This is a genomic window from Treponema sp. UBA753, from assembly GCF_002297325.1.
Taxonomy (GTDB): domain Bacteria; phylum Spirochaetota; class Spirochaetia; order Treponematales; family Treponemataceae; genus Treponema_D.
On the sequence record NZ_DBKJ01000127.1, the window covers coordinates 1 to 14,367 of the forward strand.

Consider the following 14,367-nt stretch of genomic DNA (forward strand, 5'->3'; position numbering starts at 1 on the left):
ATTAAAAACATAGACCTGATTTAAGGGATTAAAACTAGGAATCTCGCTGAAGCTGATTATTCTCTTCTGCAATCTTATTATTAAAAACATAGACCTGATTTAAGGGATTAAAACTCAATCAAAATTCTGCTAAAATCAAGATTTGTATTTGTCTGAATAAAAAACAAAGACTTTATTTTAAGAATTAAAAAAATTGCGTTTGACGTGATTCAGTCAAATCCAAGAATGTCAATCACAATCGCTTTGACCGGAATTGCGATAGAGCTGCTGTCATTTTTGGTAAAACGGATTGCAAAGTCCGCTTAATGACGTCTGGTGTTTTTTGAGAAATTTATTTAGGGAGGCATGATAAAATGAAAAAAATTGTATTTGCAACAATTCCGATGCAGGAAATAAAAGAAGGCATTGTCTACAAATCTGAAGAAAACAAGGCAATCGAATATGAAAAGCCTGTGCTTTTTACGGTGGATTCTCTGCTTGCAAAAACGCTTGAAAAAGGTGATGAGGTCAAGATTGTAAGAATTGTTACAGAAGGAAAATTTTCTGACGATAATCTGAAGCTCCAAAAAAACGAGCTTGACAAAATCAATTCTGAAATCAAAGCTGATATTTCTTATGTCGAGGTGAGGGAGGCATTCAGGGAGACAAACCAGGTCTTGCATTCAAGGTTCAGGCAGCTGGTGAATTCGCTTGAGACTGGCTGCGAAATTTATACGGATATGACTTTTGGCCCCAAGACTTTAACGCCGGTTCTGTTTTATGTGCTTGGATTTGCGGAGAAATTCTTTGATGCGGATATTAAGAACATTGTTTATGGAAAAGTAGATTTTGATAAAAACAAACATCCGATTCCCGATACCGCTGAAATTTTTGATGTTACATCACTGTACTACCTGAATTCCATGGCTTCTGTAATGAAAGCTCCGGACGGAGCGTCTGCTCTGGCAATGCTCAACACTTTGTTTGAACTTTAGCGTTTTTGGGGTTGTTTATGGAAGATTCAAAATCAAAAGAAGAAAATCCCATCAATCTTCTCTGCAAAAAATATTTTACACCGGAACTCTGCGACGGGCCTGTAACAGAAACTCCTGCTGCGCTTAAGAATAAGGCATTTGCAGAGCTTTTGTCTTATGGCGATAAAATTTGCTGTAAAAAATTCAGGGGCAAGGAAGATTATTTATGCATGGAAATTGTAAAAACAATTGAGGCGTGCTGGAATTCTTGGAAAAAATCCCCATGTTCTTCATCATATTCAGGCTACTTTTATAAGGCTCTTTGCAACAATCTTAAAAAGCTATGCGTCAAAAATGAGGAGGAATTTAAAGCGTTGTCTTTTGATTCTCCTGTTGGCAAGAATGGCGAGACGGTAACTTTACTCGATTTTGAGCCTGATGATAAACCTGCAAGCTTGGATGATAAAATCGAAAATGACAGTAAGCTTAATAAGCTCTTTGACGACATTGAAATATATACAAGAGCGGTAAGAACTGATGTCCGCAAATCGCTTTGCGTAATGTTCACCTACAGAATTCTTCATGATGCAGAATTTCCAGATTCAGGCTGGATAGAAGAAAAACACAAAAAGTACGATTTTATAAACATGGAGCTTGCCGAAGATTATTTTGCAAAACAGGAGCTTGCTAAGTCAGAGAACAAAAAATTTAAGTATACCCAAAAAGATGTGTCAAAACTGTTCGGAATTCCTGAAAAAACGCTTTCCGACAGAAGTAGAAAGATAGACAGCTTCTTTGATTTGCAAAAAAACAATGAGAACTGTTTTTAAAAGGCATTTATTCGGTTTTCAATCCGTTCGGAATTACTCCGGGCGGATTTTTTTTTATTTAAAAGTGTTAATTTTCCGAACAGAAAGAACTCTTTATATATATAAGCAGAAATAAATATTGGAGGAGCAAATGAACGCAGTAAAATCATAAAATTTTTTGCCAAAAACGGAGCAAGAATAGCTCTTGGTGAAAAGCAGTCAAAAAAAAAGCTTATGTAAATGGTTTAAAACTTGAAAGAGAGGTGTGATATTATGCAAGTAGAGTTTGTTATTGCGGCATTTTTCATTTGTATAGGTATTTCTATTTGTATCCTAGGAATTATACTAGATACTTGGGGATAATATAGAATGGATTAAAAACACAGATTTGATTTAAGGTATTAAAACTTGTTCTGTATATGGGAGATTTTAGATGGAAACAAAGACAACACGCATAGGAATGGAAACAGAGATTGACAAGAACCTTAAAACTCTTGCAGAAACAAAAGCAACATGCTACTGCCTGCGAGAAACAGGTCAATGTGATTTTGATGACTGCTTAGAATGCAGCAAGTTAAGTCTGTACCAGCAAGGTGTCAGGAATCTTCTGCCTGTTGACCTGCTTAAGGTTGATAACCTTGCTGCAAAGATTATTCAGCGGAAACTTGATAATGACATTTCATTCCGTGCTACGTCAGCTTCGCGCTGGAAATATTTCTTCAACAGCCTGAAATGGATGGCTATAGTTTTTCTGTTTGCAATATTTATCCCTTTAGCGGCTGCTTACTTCTTGTGCACATATGCCCTAGATACTAAGGGAGCTGTCTATCCTATTATAGATGATATTACAGAGAGCAAGATAATCCGTGTGCTTGATGAAACACATAAGAATGTATATGACATGAATGGCGACCATCAGGTTAACTGCCAGGATTTTACAGTCATGTTTATTTATCTTTGGGCTAAGATATATCCTGATGACTCTAAATCTGCTCAGATTGTCTTTAACAAGAACTTTAATACAGGCATGAACCACCTGTTTGTGTCGGTCAGGTCTGGTAATAAAGTGTTCTATATTGAGCCGCAGGGAAGCTATACAAACTATCGTATGGAGCATTTCTGGGGAGACAGGTATGACCCTTGCTTTAATAGGGAAATCCGCAAGTCGTTCTGGTATGCACAGATGGGGCTTCCTTATAATGGAGAGTGATTAATGACCAAACCTTGAAATAGAACTATTCGTGTTATGAGCTTTCCGTGCTGATTTTCCATCTCATTTCTCAGTAACTTTTGGGTCAAAACTCAGTAACTTTTGAGTGAAAACTCAGTAACTTTTGAGCTGTTTTTATGTCTGCATTTTTTCAGCTTTAATTGCAAATTATCATTATATAAACTACAATTGGGCATATGGCAAAGACTGTAGACGATAAGAAAATTATTTACACAATGGATCGGGTTTCCCGCGCTTACGGGACTAAAGTTGTTCTTAAAGACATAAGCATTTCATATTATTACGGAGCAAAAATCGGCGTTATTGGTGAAAACGGCGCCGGTAAGTCTTCTTTATTTAAAATTCTTGCGGGCGTTGACAACGATTTTACAGGCGAAACTCATCTGCTTCCTGGATTCACAATGGGATATTTGGAGCAGGAACCGCAGCTTGAAGCAGGCAAGACTGTAAAAGAAATTGTAATGGAAGGCGTAAAGCCGATTACAGATTTGCTTGCTGAATTCGACAAAGTGAACGAGGCGTTTGGAGACCCTGACGCTGACTTTGACAAGCTTTGCGCAAGACAGGCTGAGCTTCAGGAAAAACTTGATGCTGCGGATGCATGGAATTTGGACACAAACCTTGAGCTTGCAATGGACGCATTAAGATGTCCTCCTGCTGACCAAGTTGTGGACGTGCTTTCTGGAGGTGAACGCCGCCGTGTTGCCTTGTGCCGCCTTCTTCTTCAGCAGCCTGATATTCTGCTTTTGGACGAACCTACTAACCACCTTGACGCAGAAACTGTCGCCTGGCTTGAACGCCACCTTCGTGACTACAAAGGCACAATCATTGCGATTACTCATGACCGCTACTTCCTTGACAATGTTGCCGGATGGATTCTTGAAATGGACAGAGGTGAAGGCTATCCGTTTAAAGGAAATTATTCTGAATGGCTTGAAGCAAAGGAAAAGCGTCTTGAGCAGGAAGAAAAACAGGCAAGCGTTCGTCAGCGCGAAATGAAAGAAGAGCTTGAATGGATTCACGCAGGCGCAAAAGGAAGGCAGGCAAAGCACAAAGAGCATATCACAAAGTACGAGCAGCTTTTGGCGGAAGAGCAGAAACGTGTTCAGCTTAAAGACAGCCAGATTTCAATTCCGGCAGGACCTCGTCTTGGAAGCCTTGTAATTGAAGCGAGCGGTCTTACAAAATCATTTGGCGACAAGCTCCTTTTTGAAAACCTTGACTTTGCAATTCCTGCTGGTGCTGTTGTTGGAGTTGTTGGACCTAACGGTGCCGGAAAAACTACTTTGTTCAAAATGCTTGCAAAGGCTGCCACAGGTGAAGGAGAAGAAACTCCAGATTCCGGCACAATAAAAGTAGGCGACACTGTAAAGCTTGTGTATGTAGATCAGATGAGAAGCAAACTAGACCCAGACAAGACAGTACTTGAGCTTCTTTCTGGAGGAGCTGACCTTATAAAGCTTGGTGCTGTGGACGAAAAAGGACGGCCTGTAAATGGAGCGTTGCGTGAAGTGAATGCCCATGCGTATTGCTCTTGGTTCAACTTTAACGGCGCGGAACAGAACAAAAAAATCAGCGTGCTTTCCGGCGGAGAAAAAAACAGGCTGAACATGGGGCTTATGTTCAAGGAAGCGGGAAACGTTTTGCTTTTGGACGAACCTACAAACGACCTTGATATTTCTACAACGCGCTCGCTTGAAGAGGCAATCAACAGTTTTGCAGGCTGCGTTCTTGTAATCAGCCACGACCGCTACTTCCTTGACCGTATCTGCACTCACATTCTTGCGTTTGAAAACAACAGCGAAGTCAAGTGTTTTGAAGGCAACTGGAGCGAATACGTAGAATGGAAGAAAAACGTCCTTGGCATTGACGACGACCATCCTCACAAGACCATGTACCGCAAACTCACAAGATAAATGTAGAACTGTAGAAAAAAGGATGCCCGGTTGGGGCATCCTTTTTTTTGTGTCATAAAACCAATGCGATGTTATTTGCTAGGCGGATTGTTGCCGCGGTTTCCATCGCTTGGGTTTCCTGTTGTTGAAGGCATTCTTCCGCCTTCCCCTGCGTGGCTGTTGCCTGGTTTTACAGTTGTCTTTCCCATTTGTATGCTCCTTTAAAATGAATTATAAAAACTGTTGCAGCAAAAGCTGACAATAGCTTATTGCTAGTTTGATCCCATTTGTACTTTTGTGATTGTTATTGTGCCAGGGTAGTAATAATATTTTTTTTCTCCAAAAGAAGAATAAGTGTAGTCGTATTCAACTTTGTATGTGCTTGGTTGTGTGAGTTTTCCCATGAATGTAAGAATTACATCACTAGGTTTATATTCAGAGGAATTAGAAGAATCGGTATTTCCATTGATGTCTTTACCATTATAGAAAGTAACTGGAGTTCTTGTCTCTTGTTTTAGAATTTTTCCTGATATTGTTTTTTTGTCATAGCTTATTTCTAATGCTCCATAAAGAACTTTTACATCTGAATCTATTTGTTTGAAAATGTGTTGCTCTACGGAATCTTTTAAATAACCTTCGGTTACTATTTCAAGAAGTTCTTCTAGTTCTGCTGATGTTATTGCAAATCCAGTATAATAATTATAATTGGATCCATCTTTAGTATAAAAGCTTCCCGCTTTATGATTAGAAGCTAATTCTGCGGAGATAGATTTTACATCTTTTAAGTATTCATTATTTTTAACACTTTCATCTAGCTCAATTTTATAGGCATCTCGTGGAATCCATGAACTAAGAGAAATCGTGTCATCTGAATATGTTTCCTCTCTGTTCTCCTGATTATTTGTTATTTCTGATTTATTTCCTCCGTCGCAACCATCATCACAACTTGATAGTATAACTGGTAATAAAATTGTTGCTAAAATCATGCAAAGTTTATTAAACTTTTTCATAACATAACTCCTTGTTAATTTTGTTACCCTATCTTACCCCCCCCCGGCACTTTGTCAAGAGATTTGTTTGCTTTTTAGAGATTTTATTTATTGCATAGGTTAACTTAATTAACTTGTTAAAGTAAGTTAATTAAGTTAATATTGAAGCATGAATGGCATAGAAGAACTTAGGAAAAAAATAGAAACTCTTCCAGCTGGTGGAATTACAGCAAAAACGATAAAAGGAAAAAAATATCTTTATTATCAATGGACAGAGAACGGCAGGCAATTTTCGCGGACTGTAAAAGAAAAAGAAGCTGAGCTTTTAAAAGCTCAAATAGAAGAGAGAAAACTTTTGCAGGAAAAATTAAAGGAGATGAGGAATTCTAAAATTCATGTTTTTTCGGCAAAGCTTGAAAAAGATAATATCTATAATTGTGATGTCAGAATTGGAGAGCCTCTAAAGACTTTTGCGGCATCTGTAAGTTCTTATAAAAAACGTTATATATATGAAGATATAAAAAATTTTATATACAATGAAACGCATGATAAAGTATTTATTCTTTATGGTCTGCGAAGAACTGGAAAAACTACTTTAGTTCGTCAGATTATTTATAATATGCTGGAAAGTAATTTTTCTAAATCAGTTTTTATTCAGATAAATTCAAATAATACGCTTTCTGATGTAAACAAGGATTTAAAAGTGCTGGAATCTAAAGGCTATAAATATGTCTTTATTGATGAAGTTACACTGATGGAAGATTTTATTGATGGAGCTGCGCTTTTTTCTGACGTTTTTGCTGCTAGTGGAATGAAGATAGTTCTTTCTGGAACAGATTCTCTTGGTTTTATTTTTTCTGAAGATGAGCAGCTTTATGATCGATGCATTCTTTTGCATACAACATTTATTCCGTTCCGGGAGTTTTATGATATTCTTGGAATTCAAAGTATTGATGAATATATTAAATACGGCGGCACAATGAGCCGTAGCGGTGAAAATTATAATAATTCAATTTTTGGTACAAAGCAGAGTACTGATGAATATGTAAATACTGCAATTGCCAGAAACATACAGCATTCGCTTAAAAATTACCAATATGAAGATCATTTTAGAAATCTTTATGAGCTATATGAAAAACATGAGCTGACAAATGTAATCAATAGAATTGTAGAAGATATGAATCATCGTTTTACTATTGATGTTTTGACGCGCGATTTTAAATCCCATGATTTTGGCTTGGCGCAAAGAAATGTCCGTAATGATAGAACTAATCCTACAGATATTCTTGATACTGTTAATAAACCGAAGCTGATAAAAAATCTTATGAAGGCTTTGGAAATTTTAAATAAAGAGAATCAGACTATAGAAATCAAGGATGTTCATCGCAAAGAAATTAAAGAATACTTGGATATTCTTGATTTGACTTGCAATATTCCTGTTGTTTCCATGGCTGATTTGAACAATAGAGCTTTTTTAACTGTTTTTAGCCAGCCAGGCTTGCGTTATTCGCAGGCGGAATCTCTTGTAAAAAGTCTTATGATGGATGACGTTTTTAAAAATATTTCCGCAATTGATAGAAAAAGAATTACAGATAAAATTCTTGATGATGTGAAAGGTCGTATTCTTGAGGAAATTGTTTTGCTGGAAACAAAAAAAGCTAACCCTGAAAAAGATATTTTTAAGCTTAAGTTTGCTGTAGGTGAATTTGATATGGTTGTCTATGATTCTGAAAATGTTAACTGTAAAATATATAAGATTAAGCACAGCAAAGAAATTTCTAAAGAGCAGTATCATCATCTTGTCGATACAAAAAAATGTGAACAGACAGAATTTCGCTATGGTAAGATTTTGAGCAAGGTAGTTTTATATAGAGGAAAAAACTTGGAAACAGAAGATGGTGTTTTGTATAGAAATGTGGAGGAATATCTTTTAGAACTTGGCAAACATTAAAGCTATCCTTACAACTCCCATTGAAACAACTTTATGTGTAGTTTATAATCTGCCAAGATTTTTTATGCGAGGTTTATATGGCAAAGTTTCCTTCTTGTGCTCTTGATGTAAGGCTTATTGCGCTTGACTTGGACGACACTCTTTTGGATTCAAATAGAAAAATCAGCGACAAAAATGTGCAGGTGCTTCAGGAATGCGCTCGCCGCGGAATTTATGTTGTGCTTTGCTCTGGACGCGCGGAAGATGGAATTCTGCCTTTTGTGCGCAGGCTGGACATTGCTGGCAGCGAGTTTGGAAAATTTATAATTGCAATAAACGGATGCAGCGTTTTTGATATGCACGAGCGAAAGCAGATTTACACTTGCAGCGTTGATTCTTCTATTCTTCTAAAGGTCAATTCCGAAGCTGAAAAAATGGGGCTTAGAAGCGAAGTCTATTCCCCGGACACAATTTTCTATGCAGAAGAAACTCCTTGGACGCGCAAGGACGTTGATATGTGCGGTTTAAAAGGAAAAGTTATAGACGACTACGAAACTTTCCTGACTGAAAAAAAATTTCCTAAGATGCTTGTTCCTGGCGAGCCTGAAACTCTTCAAGTGCTGCAAAAAAAACTCAAGGAAGAACTTGGAGATTCCGCCGTTATATTTACAAGTAAACCGTTCTTTCTTGAAATCCTTCCGCCGAACTGCGGAAAAGGTGAATCTATAAACTGGCTTGCTGACTACATTGGAATTCCGCGCTCATCTACAATGGGATTCGGAGACAGCATGAACGATGAAAGTATGATTGAAAAATGCGGTTACGGCGTGTGCATGAGCAATGGAATTGACTACATAAAAAACGCCGCTGACTTTATCACTGAAAAAGATAACGATTCAAGCGGCGTTGGCGACTTTATAGAAAAATATGTTTTGTAAATTTTAAGATTCAATGTCCGCTTTTTGCAGAAGCTCTGTTTCCCATTCAAGCAGGGCTTTTTCTTCTTGCGTCTTGTTTCCTTTTACATCGCACATTATTCTAAAGACCGGCTCTGTTCCGCTTGGACGCATCCAGATAAAGGCTGCAGGGTGATTTGAACTGTCCAGGAATTTTACTTTTAGTCCGCCGTTCGCATTGTTCCAGTTTTGAGCGGCAACAGTTTCTTTTGTGCCGTTTGTTGTGAATGCTTCGTAGCTTGAAATTCCGTATTCATTTTTGAGCTGCTCTTTTTTTTCTTCCCAAGATGAAATGAATTCTTTTCTGAAGTTTTCCTTGAGCTTGCCTTTGTCCTGCATTTTTACTTGAAGAACTGCGCGGCTTTCGCTTACGCCTGTTGTTGTATATTCAGGCAGCGTGGAAATAACATCGTTTAGGGTAAAGTTGTCATTGTATTTTTCTTCCTGCCCGGACATCTTGCACCACAAGTGGAACAAGCCAATTTTATTTTTTGTGTCTCGCAGCGCAAGAAGTTTTACCAGCGCAAAAATTGTTGCAACTGGATCCCTTACCGCAGAAGGGTATGTTATGTTTCCGCCGTTGCTTCCTTCCCCGAATATTCTTACGTTAAAGCCTTCGCTTCTTTTTTCACGCGCAAGGTTCACTACATTTGCTTCTCCAACTTCTGCGCGGAATACTTTTGCATTCAGTCTGGCGCAGATTTCGTCAATTCTCATGGAAGTAGGGCAGTTTACAGCTACCGCAAGATTTTTTGTGTCCGGATTTTTCCAGTATTCAAATGCAAGTTCCGACATTACGCATAGCGCGAACACTTCTTGTGCCGGCACGGTTTTTGCCTCTTTGCCGTTCCAGTAGACAATGTTTCCTCGGTCGCCGTCGCAGTCTGGCATATATCCGAGCAGGGCTGATTTGTTTCCTTCTTTTTGGAGCTCATTGATTTTTTGCGCGCAATGCACAAGATTTTCTGGCTCTGGAATTATTGCGTGAACAATTTTATCTTCGTTGAATGGAATAAAACTGATTCCGCTTTCCGGAATAAATTTTTTATCTATTGAAGTTGCGCGGGCAGAACCGTTCATGTCGCACACAAGGCTAAGCGGATTTTTCTGCGCTGCTTTTTTTAAAATGCTGAACAGCTTGTGCTGAAATAAAATTTTTGGACTTCCGGCTATTACGGTCTTTATAAATTTTTCGTAGGCGGCAAGAGACTGTTTTTTATACTTGGCGCATTTTGCGTACACATTTTCAACTTGTGCCTTTTGAGCTTTGAATGCAAGCGAAAGTGCGTGGTCTTCTGCTCCGACTGAACTGCATTTTGCTGCAAAGCTTTCCGCAAGTTTTTTTGATTCCCCGGCTTCAAGAACGCCTCCGTTGTTCAGTCCGAATTTTATTCCGTTGTGTCCTACAGGATTGTGGCTTGCTGAAATGTAGAGAAATCCGTCGTGTTTTTTTGAATACGCCATAATTTCCGGGGCGGCGGCAGTTCCAAGGAAAACAATTTTTATTCCGCAGGCGCAAAGTCCTTGAATCACATTGAGCGCGATTTCTTTTCCTGTGGGGCGTGTGTCTGTTGCTACTACAACTGACGGCTCTTTTTTTCCTGTTTTTGAAATTATATATTCTGCGAATGTTTCCGCAATTAAAAGACAAAGAAAGCTGTTTGCTTCTCCGATTTTTGGCGAAGTGTCTTCCGCATCCATGCTTTCTGTAAAAACTTTTCTCCAGCCGGATGCTGATAAAATCATATTGTGTTCCATAATGTGCTTATTATACCGCTTTTGCCGTAACTGTGGAAGCGAACAGAATTTTTTGTTAAACTTGTTCATGTCTGGAATTCCTTATGTTGGAGATAAAATGAGAAAATTACTTTTTATGATGATGATTTTTCTTGGTTTCATTGCTTCATCTTTTGCCGTAGATTTGTCCAAGGACAAATATCTTCGCTTTGAATTCACATGGGATTCATCTTATTTTCTGACTCCTGAAGCGATATATCGAATTTGCTGGGAAGACAGCTTTTATGAGAAACTTAGCCGTAGCGATTTCAGGCTTGACGAGAACGGCTGGTTTTATTATGACGAAATCATGTTCATTCCGGAACTTGCGGTCAAGTTAGGCGGAAATTGCAAGAATAATGAATATGCGCAAATGCGAGGATATTTTTACAATCCGTGGTTCAAAGTTACATATTCTGCATCATCTTCGCTTTCTGAAAACACGAGGAGCGGCTTTGTGGTCTATTCAGCCGAAAATCTTGGCACATTTGCTTTTGCGCCCACTGACCATTACGAGAGCCTTTCATGGAATTATGACCATATTCCCTGGGTCGAGGGTGAAAGCGGTTACGGAATCGGCACAGTTATAAAAATGACTTCGGAAAAGCCTTTCAAAAAGATTATGATTCTGAACGGCTATGTTGATGCAAAGAAGCCGGAATTGTACCGAAAGAATTCCCGCGTAAAGGCATTTTTTGTCCGGGACTTGGATAACGGCAGCGAATACACTTTTGAGCTTGAGGATTGTGTGTGTTTTCAATTCTTCAACCTGAACCATGAAACAAAAAAACTAGAGTTGAAAATTGCGGAAGTTTACAAGGGCGACAAATGGGAAGACACGTGCGTTTCGGCGATTGTTCCCGAATCTCATAACGACGGCACAGAGGCGTATCCAGCATATCAGAAATATTCCTGCTTTGACAAGAAAGAAGATATACTCAAAGTGATAGACTTGTACACTTCCGAATACAAGTTCCGCAAATATGAGCCTGACCCATACAAATAAGAATTACGGCTTTTAGAGATGCAAGCCTCGAATTATTGTAAGAAACTTTTTTAACTTGCATAATCTGACAAAAATGGAAGAAAAAATTATGAAACCAAACAAAATCAACGTCCTTATTCTGATGGCAATTATATTGATTTTGTGTGTGCAGTCAGCCACATCGCGAGGTATAAAGACTGCGGAAACTATCAAGATTGTAGTAAAACATGAAACAGAATATAAAAAAAAGGTTTTCCGAACCGTCTACGAAGATATGGTTGCGCCCATTGCCATAAGTCCCTTTGTATTTTTCGGAAACTATGTCGAGGTGAAAGTTTGCAATGTCAGTGATGAGCCAATAAAGGAAATGATTTTTTCTTATACTGTGCTTGATAAAAATAATAAAAAGATTTGTTCGGTGTCAGAAAAACTTACGGATAAAATTGACCAATATGCGGCCTATGAAATAATGATAAAAAATCCTAAGACTGTTTCTGGCTGGACGGAAACCATTCAAGACATAAAGATAAGAATTGTATTTGACAGCGGAAGGGAAGCCAAGCTTTCAAATGATGAAGTTATTGCATGCACGCTAGACAAGTTTACATTCAGTATTTACAAGGACGAGAATATCTCTATCTCTTGGAGGTACAATATGCCCGCAGCCTATGCGCTGATGTTTGAATCGACGAAATTTTTTGACTATTCACATTTCCGTTTTAATGTAGAGGAATACAAGTATGACGGAATGATTTTAGACAGCCTTTCATATTTCCGTTTTAATAATGACAGAATGATTTTAGACAGCGTTGATGGGCAGTTTGTCTTTGACAATGATTGGTGGAATGAAGGTGAATTAGAATACGGCGAGATTATTATGCCTAATTATCTTGAATATGTGTTCAAAACGACAAAATCTATTGAGATTGAATATCTTGTGGGAAATCCAAACAAACCTAAACAACGGAACTTGTCAGAAGAAGAAATGAGAAGCATTGCAAAAAAAATTGTCATTGATGACGAGACTTTCTTAGAGCGGATGCGTGCATTCGCCGCTTTTATGAATATTATGGGGTTACTCTAAATGAAAAAACTAATTCTACTGATTGTTTTATTTGTTTTACACTCTTTATGCTGTTTTGCTGAGAACGAAGGTAAAATAAAATTTATTGTATATGAAAATAATCATTATAAATACATGGTCAATGAAAAAATGTTATTATTTTATGGCGGCTTGATAATCAATAATGATGATAGAATATTTTTATTTAAAGAAGATCATAGTGATAAATCAGCTCCTGCAAGAGATAGGGAATTTGCAATGATGGAATCTAATGATGCTCCTGTGTTAACTTTCTATCCCGAAAGAGGACATTATATGCTTTGGTCATACGGAGCTGATGCCAGTTCTTCAGACTTTACAATACCTGAAATTATCGGTGAAGTTTATCTTGAAGAAAATTTTATCAACGAGATTCTTGCAAACAACTTCTATTGGTATATCCTTAGAGACATTCCATATTCGTCAACGTCAAGAGAAGAATACTGTGAAGAATGTAAAAGAAGGCTGCGTGAATACTATCTGCCAAGCCTAAATAAAAGCCAGCTTCGTATCCTTAGAAACACTATATATGCATATTACGGCTACCACTTTGTCTCAAGGGATTTGCGGGAGTTTTTTAATAATAGAATGAAATGGTATAAGCCTGTAGATGATTTTGACGAGTCACTTATTGCTGAACCGCATAGGGAGTTTATTAATCTAATAAAGGAATTTGAAAGCAAATTATAAATTGTTTAGCGTAAATTAATTGCCGGTTTTTTAAACAGTGCTGGGAAAGATAGGTGGTTTGGAGGAAAGAAAACGGCGATAAAATCGCTTCGCTTCTGAAGTAGAGGGTTGTCTTTCCTCCAAAAACTTGCGTTGCACATTGCCTTTTTTTTCAATATAATAGTCCGCATTATGTCAGAAAGAAACGAAAAAGAACTTTGCCACTGGGCTGACCAGCAGGCTTCAAGAATTATCAAGCAGAAAGGCGACCTTGACCTTTATACCTGCGCTTCTGGAATTACCCCGAGCGGAACAGTTCACATTGGAAACTTCCGCGAAATTATTACTGTAGATTTGATTGTGCGCGCTCTCCGCGACCGTGGCAAGAATGTGCGCTTTATTTATTCCTGGGACGACTACGATGTGTTTAGAAAAGTGCCGGGCAATATGCCTCAGCCGGAAGTTCTTGAAAAATATCTGCGCTATCCAATTACAATGGTGCCGGACACTTTCGGACGCGATGAAAACTATGCGCGCCACCATGAGGTTGACATAGAAACTCAGCTTCCGCGTGTAGGAATTCATCCTGAGTTTTTGTATCAGGCTAGCCGTTACCGAGCAAACCGTTATGCAGAAGGAATGAAAAAGGCATTGCAAAACCGTGAGCTTATAAAAGAATGCCTGAACGAATATCGCGATGAGCAGCACAAAATGAAGCCGAAAGATGTTTACTGGCCTGTTGCCGCTTTCTGTTGCAAATGCAATAAAGACGAAACAGAAATTCTTGATTACGACGGCGAGTACGGCGTTACATACAAATGCAAGGCTTGTGGACACGAAGAAAAAGGCGACCTTCGCACTTCAAAAGAATTCAAACTGGGCTGGCGTGTTGACTGGCCGATGAGATGGAATGAAGAAAAAGTTGTGTTTGAGCCGGGCGGAAAAGATCACATTTCTCCGGGCGGAAGCTACGACACTGCAAAACTTGTAAGCAAGAAAGTTTTTGGATGGGACGCTCCTGTTACAATGAAGTACGACTTTGTAAAACTCAAGGGCGTTCCTGGAAAAATGT

12 protein-coding genes are annotated in these 14,367 nt (G+C 38.5%); 10 read left to right on the forward strand and 2 right to left on the reverse strand.

The genetic code is table 11. From position 1 onward, the window contains the following. Nucleotides 1-353 precede the first annotated feature (353 nt). The 4 genes from B4C08_RS10045 (at nt 354) to ettA (ending at nt 4,909) form a co-directional block, all read left to right on the forward strand. Nucleotides 354-974 (forward strand): TM1812 family CRISPR-associated protein, encoded by a 621-nt coding sequence (locus tag B4C08_RS10045; protein WP_296665019.1) that lies wholly within the window; start codon nt 354-356, stop codon nt 972-974. Between the two features lie 17 nt (nt 975-991). Beyond that, nucleotides 992-1,783 (forward strand): hypothetical protein, encoded by a 792-nt coding sequence (locus B4C08_RS10050; protein ID WP_296665021.1) that lies wholly within the window; start codon nt 992-994, stop codon nt 1,781-1,783. A gap of 412 nt (nt 1,784-2,195) precedes the next feature. Beyond that, entirely contained in the window at nt 2,196-2,972 is a 777-nt protein-coding gene (locus tag B4C08_RS10055; protein ID WP_296028908.1) for a hypothetical protein, read from the forward strand. Between the two features lie 197 nt (nt 2,973-3,169). Further along, nucleotides 3,170-4,909, forward strand: coding sequence for an energy-dependent translational throttle protein EttA (ettA, locus tag B4C08_RS10060; RefSeq protein WP_296665023.1), 1,740 nt, complete (start codon nt 3,170-3,172; stop codon nt 4,907-4,909). Between the two features lie 251 nt (nt 4,910-5,160). On the opposite strand, the gene B4C08_RS10065 is transcribed toward ettA, so the two are convergent. Continuing rightward, the gene (locus B4C08_RS10065; protein ID WP_296665025.1) at nt 5,161-5,898 is read right to left on the reverse strand and encodes a hypothetical protein; all 738 of its coding nucleotides are present in this window, start codon (nt 5,896-5,898) and stop codon (nt 5,161-5,163) included. Nucleotides 5,899-6,046: 148 nt separating this feature from the next. Here B4C08_RS10065 and B4C08_RS10070 point away from each other — a divergent pair, with 148 nt between their 5' ends. Both B4C08_RS10070 and B4C08_RS10075 read left to right on the forward strand, forming a co-directional pair. Next, a complete protein-coding gene (locus B4C08_RS10070; RefSeq protein ID WP_296665027.1) occupies nt 6,047-7,828 on the forward strand; it encodes an AAA family ATPase in 1,782 nt (593 codons plus the stop codon). Nucleotides 7,829-7,905: 77 nt separating this feature from the next. After that, entirely contained in the window at nt 7,906-8,745 is an 840-nt protein-coding gene (locus B4C08_RS10075; RefSeq protein WP_296665029.1) for a Cof-type HAD-IIB family hydrolase, read from the forward strand. A 3-nt stretch (nt 8,746-8,748) separates the two neighbouring features. Here B4C08_RS10075 and B4C08_RS10080 read toward each other — a convergent pair whose 3' ends face one another. Further along, on the reverse strand, nt 8,749-10,521 hold the full coding sequence (locus B4C08_RS10080; RefSeq protein ID WP_296665031.1) for a phosphoglucomutase: 1,773 nt from the start codon (nt 10,519-10,521) through the stop codon (nt 8,749-8,751). Between the two features lie 97 nt (nt 10,522-10,618). On the opposite strand from B4C08_RS10080, the gene B4C08_RS10085 reads away from it, so the two are divergent. The 4 genes from B4C08_RS10085 to lysS form a co-directional block, all read left to right on the forward strand. Beyond that, nucleotides 10,619-11,545 carry an NADase-type glycan-binding domain-containing protein gene (locus tag B4C08_RS10085; protein WP_296665033.1) on the forward strand — a complete coding sequence of 309 codons (927 nt, stop codon included), beginning with the start codon at nt 10,619-10,621 and terminating at the stop codon, nt 11,543-11,545. A 73-nt stretch (nt 11,546-11,618) separates the two neighbouring features. Further along, nucleotides 11,619-12,608, forward strand: a complete 990-nt coding sequence (locus tag B4C08_RS10090; protein WP_296665035.1) for a hypothetical protein — start codon at nt 11,619-11,621, stop codon at nt 12,606-12,608. Further along, nucleotides 12,609-13,316 carry a YARHG domain-containing protein gene (locus B4C08_RS10095; protein WP_296665037.1) on the forward strand — a complete coding sequence of 236 codons (708 nt, stop codon included), beginning with the start codon at nt 12,609-12,611 and terminating at the stop codon, nt 13,314-13,316. A 171-nt stretch (nt 13,317-13,487) separates the two neighbouring features. Continuing rightward, on the forward strand, nt 13,488-14,367 hold an 880-nt coding region (gene lysS, locus B4C08_RS10100; protein WP_296665039.1), incomplete at its 3' end, for a lysine--tRNA ligase.

Excerpts from the sequence above, each read along its gene's own strand:
- B4C08_RS10055 (WP_296028908.1), top strand. The coding sequence starts at position 2,196 with ATGGAAACAAAGACAACACGCATAGGAATGGAAACAGAGATTGACAAG.
- ettA (WP_296665023.1), top strand. The coding sequence starts at position 3,170 with ATGGCAAAGACTGTAGACGATAAGAAAATTATTTACACAATGGATCGG.
- B4C08_RS10095 (WP_296665037.1), top strand. The coding sequence starts at position 12,609 with ATGAAAAAACTAATTCTACTGATTGTTTTATTTGTTTTACACTCTTTA.
- B4C08_RS10045 (WP_296665019.1), top strand. The coding sequence starts at position 354 with ATGAAAAAAATTGTATTTGCAACAATTCCGATGCAGGAAATAAAAGAA.
- B4C08_RS10075 (WP_296665029.1), top strand. The coding sequence starts at position 7,906 with ATGGCAAAGTTTCCTTCTTGTGCTCTTGATGTAAGGCTTATTGCGCTT.
- B4C08_RS10080 (WP_296665031.1), bottom strand. The coding sequence starts at position 10,521 with ATGGAACACAATATGATTTTATCAGCATCCGGCTGGAGAAAAGTTTTT.
- B4C08_RS10050 (WP_296665021.1), top strand. The coding sequence starts at position 992 with ATGGAAGATTCAAAATCAAAAGAAGAAAATCCCATCAATCTTCTCTGC.
- B4C08_RS10065 (WP_296665025.1), bottom strand. The coding sequence starts at position 5,898 with ATGAAAAAGTTTAATAAACTTTGCATGATTTTAGCAACAATTTTATTA.
- B4C08_RS10090 (WP_296665035.1), top strand. The coding sequence starts at position 11,619 with ATGGAAGAAAAAATTATGAAACCAAACAAAATCAACGTCCTTATTCTG.
- B4C08_RS10070 (WP_296665027.1), top strand. The coding sequence starts at position 6,047 with ATGAATGGCATAGAAGAACTTAGGAAAAAAATAGAAACTCTTCCAGCT.
- B4C08_RS10085 (WP_296665033.1), top strand. The coding sequence starts at position 10,619 with ATGAGAAAATTACTTTTTATGATGATGATTTTTCTTGGTTTCATTGCT.